At 38.0% G+C, this 8,412-nt stretch carries 8 protein-coding genes; 4 read left to right on the forward strand and 4 right to left on the reverse strand.

The window, feature by feature from the left end; all coding sequences use genetic code 11:
* Nucleotides 1-548: 548 nt before the first annotated feature.
* Nucleotides 549-1,283 carry a YggS family pyridoxal phosphate-dependent enzyme gene (locus T515_RS15310; protein WP_242839403.1) on the reverse strand — a complete coding sequence of 245 codons (735 nt, stop codon included), beginning with the start codon at nucleotides 1,281-1,283 and terminating at the stop codon, nucleotides 549-551.
* Between the two features lie 275 nt (nucleotides 1,284-1,558).
* On the opposite strand from T515_RS15310, the gene T515_RS15315 reads away from it, so the two are divergent.
* A complete protein-coding gene (locus T515_RS15315) occupies nucleotides 1,559-2,224 on the forward strand; it encodes an alpha/beta hydrolase (RefSeq protein WP_036613117.1) in 666 nt (221 codons plus the stop codon).
* 212 nt (nucleotides 2,225-2,436) lie between these two features.
* On the opposite strand, the gene T515_RS15320 is transcribed toward T515_RS15315, so the two are convergent.
* Nucleotides 2,437-3,672: a 6-phosphofructokinase gene (locus T515_RS15320; RefSeq protein ID WP_036613119.1), complete on the reverse strand. Its 1,236-nt coding sequence runs from the start codon at nucleotides 3,670-3,672 to the stop codon at nucleotides 2,437-2,439.
* 379 nt (nucleotides 3,673-4,051) lie between these two features.
* On the opposite strand from T515_RS15320, the gene T515_RS15325 reads away from it, so the two are divergent.
* Complete coding sequence (locus tag T515_RS15325; RefSeq protein ID WP_051671808.1) at nucleotides 4,052-5,026, forward strand: MATE family efflux transporter; 975 nt, start codon at nucleotides 4,052-4,054, stop codon at nucleotides 5,024-5,026.
* 151 nt (nucleotides 5,027-5,177) lie between these two features.
* Here the strand turns inward: T515_RS15325 and T515_RS15330 are convergent, their stop codons facing one another.
* Both T515_RS15330 and T515_RS15335 read right to left on the reverse strand, forming a co-directional pair.
* Nucleotides 5,178-5,846, reverse strand: a complete 669-nt coding sequence (locus T515_RS15330) for an HAD family hydrolase (RefSeq protein WP_036613120.1) — start codon at nucleotides 5,844-5,846, stop codon at nucleotides 5,178-5,180.
* Entirely contained in the window at nucleotides 5,843-6,736 is an 894-nt protein-coding gene (locus tag T515_RS15335) for a PfkB family carbohydrate kinase (protein ID WP_036613121.1), read from the reverse strand. The genes T515_RS15330 and T515_RS15335 overlap by 4 nt, the downstream gene beginning before the upstream one ends.
* 243 nt (nucleotides 6,737-6,979) lie before the next feature.
* Between T515_RS15335 and T515_RS15340 the strand changes: the two genes are divergently transcribed.
* The gene (locus tag T515_RS15340) at nucleotides 6,980-7,948 is read left to right on the forward strand and encodes an SIS domain-containing protein (RefSeq protein WP_036613122.1); all 969 of its coding nucleotides are present in this window, start codon (nucleotides 6,980-6,982) and stop codon (nucleotides 7,946-7,948) included.
* Nucleotides 7,949-8,205: 257 nt separating this feature from the next.
* A partial coding sequence (locus tag T515_RS15345; protein ID WP_036613123.1) for a hypothetical protein occupies nucleotides 8,206-8,412 on the forward strand: 207 nt, incomplete at its 3' end.

Raw genomic sequence — 8,412 nt, forward strand, 5'->3', positions numbered from 1 at the left:
TTACTGCTACAAAGCAGCAGGATTCTCTGACGTGGTTAATTATAAACCTGTGAGTTACCGTTTCTTCAATGAAGACTGGAAATGCCTTGAACTTGAATATACCTGCAGCAATACTGAGGGTGATGAGAAAAGAGAAGCCATAGGATTTATTTTGAATAACCTTGTATGTTTCTGAGGGATTATCCGTTTTTTCTCATACCCAGAATGTACGAAAGCCTTTTTATCCCGAAAGTTAAATGACAGATTCCTGATTTGGCGTCAATTTATACGGCAGGTAAATACTGAATGTTGAACCCATACCGGGTGCACGATCAACTGAAATTGTTCCCTGGGAAAGGTCTATATCGTGTTGTTATAGTGGAATCATCCGGGGAGAATTTGATGGCATTTGAGTATATATTTGTCCATACTTGAAAGAGCATATTTTGATATCCCAAAATCGATATTTCGTGTAAATCGACCTGAATGCCAAAATGGCAAGAGGCGAGATGGTCAGGTACATGGCTGAACATGAGATAGAAGAAAGGGACAGAAAGGGGCTTCATTTATTATTTAGTGTAATCTCTTTCTCCGAAGATTCCTGTTCCTACGCGAACCATGGTGGCACCTTCTTCAACAGCAACTATATAGTCACCGGTCATCCCCATAGAGAGAATATCGGCTTCAACACCCGGAATATCAGCTTTTTTCATTTTATCAAAAAGGCTCTTAAGGTTTCGGAAATGAATCCGGTTTGTTTCAGCATCCTCCGTGTATGGGGCTGAGGTCATAAGTCCACGAACACGGATATTACTAAGAGAACTTATCTCTTTTACCGCATCGAGAGTTTCATCCGCTGTGAAACCCCATTTTGATTCTTCACCGGCTATATTGACCTCCAGAAGAACATCCATTATTTTATCTTTCTTTCCGGCCTCTTTGTCTATCTGGGCTGCCAGAGATACACTGTCTACGGAGTGTATCAAAGACACCTTATCTATGATGTATTTCACTTTGTTTTTCTGGAGATGCCCGATCATATGCCATTCAGCAGAGTCAGCAAGAATTTCATATTTTGAAACCAGCTCCTGAACATAGTTTTCACCAAACAGATGCTGTCCGGAGGACATGGCGATACGAATGTCTTCAATGGGTTTCAGCTTGCTTACGGCACAGATGGTTACTTCTTTAGGATCCCGACCTGTCCTTATACAGGCTTTATTAATGTTTTCTTTAACAGTATCAAGGTTACGGCAGATTATTTCCGGTGTGAGTCCATCAGCATTCATTGTTTCGTTTGACATTTATATAGCTCCTTTTACTGGTTTTCATCATACTCAGTCTTGTGTTCTGTTCCTGTCATAAGACATACTTCTGTCAAGTTTGGAATGATTATATCAGCTTTTGTTCCAGATAAAAACTACAAGGTTATTTTTTATGGTCTCACTAATTTTTAAAATAAATAACAAACTATAATGAGTAAGTAAATGTAATATATGACATTCATCCTGTCGATAATTGTTTTAGTGTTTATTCTAAGTGACCCTATAGATTTTTTTACACTAATACAGGAGGAAGCATGGTTATAGATGACAAGACTGTAAACATATACGGGGAATCGGAGGAATCTGTTCCACTTATTATTTATCATGCATTTCAGGGTGATGGGAAAGGTGTTTACGACGAAATCAAGAAACTTACAGATACAGAATTTATTTTTGCTGTTATTTCGGATATTAAATGGAATGATGAGATGTCTCCGTGGGAATGTCCTCCGCGATACATCAGCGATGAAGCCTGTACAGGAGGAGCGGAGAAATATCTTAAAAAGCTGACGGATATTATCATTCCTAAGATTAAGGAGCATCTGAAAGCAGAACCTAAGTACATCGCTATCACAGGATATTCTCTGGCGGGGCTGTTCTCACTTTACAGCTTATTCCATACCGGCATATTTGATAGCGCAGTCAGTGCTTCAGGTTCCATGTGGTACCCTGATTTTGCAGAGTATGTTAAGAAAAACAAATTTGTCACGAGACCACGTAAGGTTTATTTCTCACTGGGAGATAAGGAAGCCGAAACCAGAAATCAGCTGTTAAGTACAGTTAAGGAGAAGACAGAGAATATCTATCAGATATTGCGTGACAGAGGTATCGATGCCACCTTCGAGATGAATCCGGGTAATCATTTCAAGGATGAGGATTACCGTATGGCAAAGGGCATCGAGTGGATTCTGGATTATTAGAAAACTCATATTGACCGATAAATCTTTGACACTCACATCATATGATAAGAGTCGGAGACAAAAAAATGTGATCACTTAATGGTGACCACATTTTTTCTTGGCTTTATTTGTGAAAGCTACATGACTAAACCCTGTTCATTTCTTTTTTCGCTTCATTTAAAGGCTATATCAGCTGTTATTTAAATGATTTTTGGGTTTAAATGTTAAGAGTATCAGGATTTTTCTCCGAGGTAGATATGCTGCGGCAGTCCTCCGACAAAAATAGGTGTCAGCTCTGCCTGAATGAGTGGAAATGCATAGTCGATGAATTCCTGCTTCATCTGAGTGTGATCTTCATTTATCCATTCAAGAGGAACCTTCTTTTCAAGATTTGCAATTTCTGATATCGGATGAAGCTCAGTAGTGCACTGATATGGTGAATTGGAAATTCTCTTAAGAGCGACCATTTCACCTGTATGACCTTCGAAAGCGGCTTTAACTGCAGCACCGCCAACCTGATAGGCTTCTGTGATATCTGTACGGCTTGTAAGATGTCCTGCACATCTCTGAAGTGTTGAAAGCTCAATGCATCTGGTCTTTGTATCCATAGCCCTTGCAACTGTATTGGCAAGAAATCTTGCTGTTCCGGTAAGAGCCTTGTGACCAAAGGCATCTACTGCATGTACGTCATCCGACAGCTCACAAACATAACGACCATCTTCCAGCTTGACACCTTCTGAAACAGCAATGACTATGCTGCTCTTTTTTTCCTGCATTCTGCGTACCTTCTCCACAAAACGGTCTACGTTGAAGGGAACCTCAGGAAGACAGATCATATCAACACCCTCACAGTCATTGTCTTTTGCAAGAGCAGCTGCGGCAGTGAGCCATCCTGCATTTCTTCCCATGATTTCAACGATAGTCACATATTTTGTTCCGTAAACTGTAGCGTCACGTATGATTTCCTTCATTACAACGCCGATGTATTTGGCGGCAGATCCGTAACCCGGAGTGTGATCTGTTACAGTAAGGTCATTATCTATGGTTTTCGGTACACCTATAAATCTGATGTCGCTACCGACCTGCTTACCGTAAGCTGAGAGTTTGTCGATAGTGTCCATGCTGTCATTACCACCAATATAAAAGAAGTATCCGATATTCAGAGCTTCCAGTTTTTCCATGATAGTGTCGTAAATCTCTTTAGCGCCTTCTGCATCAAGTGCAGGAAGCTTATAACGACAGCTTCCAAGATAACTTGATGGTGTACGTTTTAAAAGCTCGATATCAATGGTCTTTTTGAATATGTCAGTCATATCCACATATCTGTCTTCCAGAAATCCCTGAATTCCGTTGCACATTCCATAAACATGCCCGGCTCCGCGACTTTTTGCTGCCTCAAATACACCTGCCAGTGATGAATTGATAACAGAAGTGGGTCCTCCGGACTGTCCAACTATTGCATTCTTCATATTGCTCCCTTCTGATTCAAGAAAAAATTTTCTCCTTCGCATTCTATAATAATATTTAGGCAGGAAAATATTTTTCATTTTCGAAACGAAAAAGTTACATAAATCATACAAATGTAAGTGTTTACATTAAATATTGTTATATATCAGGCTTATAGCAATGGGACACAGGTTACATTATCCGGCTTAAATATATAAATGCTCTGTTTGCAATGTGAATCATCCCTAACCGGATTACATAAACATTACAAGCAGAGCATAATGGAGAAATGGAGAAAAAATTTTGTGTATATGTTTATACCGGTATTTTGAAAACATAATTCTACTCATATACGGGCAGGATGACAAACCAGAATAAACCTCATGATTTTGAGAAAAAAGCTTGAAATTACGTGGGTTTTTAGACCCTAAGGTGAACAAAAAGTACTTCAAAAGTATCTATCAGGTACACTTCAAAGTGAATGTTCAGGGCCGGCCCAAAATCGCTATGCTGTCTGTTGTGATAGGCGCAGTTGTAAATATTGTATTGGATCCTGTACTTATATATGGCTTGAGTATGGGAGTGAAAGGGGCTGCAATTGCGACGGTACTGTCTCAAGCAGTGAGTGCTTGTTGGATACTCAGGTTTCTGACCTCAAAAAGTGCTTCACTGAGGTTACAGGTTTCTAAGTTTAAGCCAAGGAGATCCATATTGCTCAGCATGTTGGCATTAGGCAGCTCGCCATTTGTAATGGCCAGCACAGAGAGCCTCATAGGACTGGTAATGAACAGGGGACTGTCACAATATGGCGATGTTTATGTGAGTGCTTTAACTATAATGCAGAGCTGTATGCAGTTAAGCTCTGTGCCATCGATGGGCTTTACTCAGGGAGTGACACCTATCCTTAGTTTTAATTATGGTCGGTGTAACAATGCCCGTTTAAAAGAGGGTTTCCGCATTTTATTTGTGATCATGACAGGATGGAATCTGGTCATGACTTTATGCATTATATTTATGCCGCGATTTTTTGCCGGTATTTTCACCAGTGACGTGGAGCTCATAGGAACTGTTGCCAGGGTTATGCCTGTATTTATGGCGGGAATGACTATTTTTGGAATGCAGAGAGCCTGTCAGACTACTTTTGTTGCGCTTAATCAACCAAAAGTGGCAATTTTTATAGCATTTCTCAGGAAAGTATTTTTGCTGGTTCCACTGGCATTGATTTTACCTCATTGGTTTGGAGTGATGGGAATTTATGGGGCAGAAGCAATAGCCGATGCAATTGCTGCTACCTGTTGTGTGACATTGTTCTGCATAAAATTCCCAAAGATACTTGCAGCAAATCCTAATGTAAAAAATATAAAAAATGATCAGTGATGATTTGATTATCTGGATAAAAATCAAGTTTTATTGATCAAGACTACATTTTATTTTGATACCTGTTACTTGTATTTTAACTATACATTCCTATACGAATATTATACAGAACATAGTTTTTTATCTATAAACTGAAAAATAGGCATATATATTATCTATTATCATATGCGTGTAAAAATCCCACTGCCTGTCCGAGGTCTTTAAGTATTGCCAGGCATCTCTTTTTTTCTTTATCTGAAGGAGGAACACAGTCTGGAATCATAATGACTTTTGCGCCTGCTTTATATCCGGCCTCTATCCCAGAGGGTGCATCCTCAAATACTATGCACTCTTCTGGAGATAACTCTAAATCACATGCACATTTCAGGTAAATGTCAGGAAATGGTTTTCCGTTAATTACTTGATTGCCATAAACTATATTGTCAAAATAGTGATAAACATTAGCCTCTTTTAACATGCTTTCTGCAATATCATCACTTGTAGATGTTGCGAGACCGATTTTATAATCATTATATTTAAGATAGGTTAATAAGTTATACAGTCCTTTTTTCACAGGGACGCCATATGCTTTTAGGCGTTCCGCTCTTAGCTGCATGATCCTGGATCTAAATGGTAACAGTTCTTCCTCGTTTTTCATTCCAAAGGCTGTAAGCATTCTAATGGTACAACCTTGTTTATTTATTCCTTTCATGCTCATGAGAAGAGTATCAGTTACAGGAAGATGCATTTCTTTTCCTGCGATACGCATTGCATCGTTAATTAGATTTTCTGTATCAAACATGAGCCCATCCATATCAAATAATGCGCCTTTGAATTTCATAGTATTTTATACTTGTCTGGATTGATTTTTTTGCTGTGACCAAAAGCACCATTACAGAGACATACATTTGCAGAAAAGCTGGCTGCTTTCTCCATGGCATTTTTGATCTTTGCAACATAGTACTCGTAATCATTTGACATCTCTGAAAGATTATCTTCAAGACTCTTAAAATAATTCACCAGGATAGTAGAAGCGTAAGAATCGCCTGCGCCAAGGGTATCGATGGCTTTCACATAATTGCTAGGTTGGAATATCAGGCTTTTTCCATCATAGAAATATGCGCCTTTGCTTCCGTTGGTTGCTATGATCATTTTGCATCCAAAAGAATGTATCTGCTCCATGTATTCACGTATTTCTTTTAAGGAAGAAGAATCTGGTAAAGATAAAAAGCCAAAAGTACAGAATTGTGCGATGCTTTCTAACCATTTTATATTATTTATCCATTGATTTGAAAAATCGTAGGAAATAGGTATCTCCAATTTGAACAGTTTCTCGATTTGGTCATCGAAATAAGCATTATTTGAAATGTGTGCTACTGAAAATTGACTAATATATGTTAAGTCATCATTAGTCAGTATAAGAGGAAAATCTCTCAGTACTCCACATTTATTGGAACCGAGGAAAACGCGTTCTCCGTCAATTAAATTAACACATGCAAAACCATTGGCTCCGTGATAATGGCGGCAATGACTATGATCAACTCCAAGCTCAGAAAGAATTTTTTGATTGTACGCAGCTACTTCATCATCTCCAAAAACTCCCATAAAAGCAGATTTAACTCCTTGCTCCTTTGCAAATACTGCAACATTCATTGCTTGTCCACCTGGGAACATTTCTGACATATTGAGATATACATCACAAACATTATCTCCAATACCTATAAGCTTCATGTATATATAATCCTCCTTAACAGACATTTAGTGCATATTCATATTATAACATTATAAATATAACTTTCCAACTATTTATTGTTTATAATCTTTAAAAACATAGGGGAATCGGATAAAACATTGATTTAAGTAGGGAAATACCTAAAATACAATAATAATTATAGACAGATTTGTACCATACCAATTGACAATTGTTATATGTTGTTATATGATGTATTAAAATTCATAAGGAGGATTTGTCAGATGAATGTAAAGGAAATTGTTGCTGATATCAAGGCAAAAAAGCCTGATATCAAATCGTTGCTTTTTGTAGGTTGTGGCGCTTCTATGTCTGAGTTGTTTCCTGCAAAATATTTTATGGATCGAAATGCTAAGGTGCTGCGTTCCAGTATTCATACTGCAAATGAATTCTATTATTCAACACCGGTATCTTGTGATGAGACAGCAATAGTAGTGACTTGTTCTCTGAGCGGTACTACACCGGAAACAGTTAAAGCTTCTAAAAAAGCTATGGAGCTTGGAGCAACAGTTGTCAGTGTTACAATTGATCCTAAATCAAATCTTGCGGCTAATTCTGAATATCAGATCATTCATGGATTCCATGCTAATTATGCAGCTAAAATGGAAAAGATGGGCAATGTTCTTGCATTTGCTTGTGAAGTATTGAATACATATGAAGGCTACGCAGATTATGATGCAATGCAGGACGGATTTACTAAGATTTATGATTTGATTGAAAAGGCTGTGCAGTCTCTTACACCTACAGCCAGAGAATTTGGCGAAAATTATGCAAATTCAAAACAAATTTATGTTTTAGGATCTGGAGCTGCTCAAATGAGTGCTTATTCATTTTCTATGTTCCTACTGATGGAGATGCAGTGGATACCAGCAAGCTCCTTTAATTCAGGGGAATTCTTCCATGGTCCATTTGAGCTTGTTGAAAAGGATGTTCCTTACTTGCTTCTTATGAGTGATGGGCCTACACGTCCAATGGATAGTCGTGTACTTGCATTTCTTCAGAGATTTGATGCCAAGGTAACAGTTGTTGATGCTAAAGATTATGGCCTTAGCACTATTATTGATAAATCTGTTGTTGAGTTCTTTAATCCAATGTTGATTACTGGAATCTTACGTGTTTACGCAGAACAGCTGGCAATTGTACGTAATCATCCGCTTACGATGAGAAGATATATGTGGAAACTTGAATATTGATTGCTGACTAAATTAAGACCTGCCGACATAGCGGCAGGTTATTTTTGTTATAATAAAAAAGAGCATTACGTTAATGCAGTATAGTAAATATATTCTGTATAAATATTGAATAAACAAATTTGTGTAAATATTGAATAACAATAGTTGTGTAGATGCTAGCGTAAAGTTTTTGTAGGTTTAAGAAAAAAGAAAAGAGAACGTCCATGATCCTTTGATAAAGTTAAGGTGACCAAACCAAACTTAAGGAGGGCGTTCTCTTGTTTAGTAGTATACAGCTTTTTGAGGAGCAGGGCATCAAGAATCTTAGAAAGGTTGAGGATAAGTTTATTGAAACGAAGGATATAGCTTCTTTCGTGAATGATGTTAAGACCGAGGCATTAAACCTTGCCATGAACATCATTGCTGAGACTCTTGAACGATATGATGAGGAGATTCGTAAAAGCACAAAGAGAAAAGATCATTGG

Source organism: Oribacterium sp. P6A1, assembly GCF_000702885.1.
Taxonomy (GTDB): Bacteria; Bacillota; Clostridia; order Lachnospirales; family Lachnospiraceae; genus Oribacterium.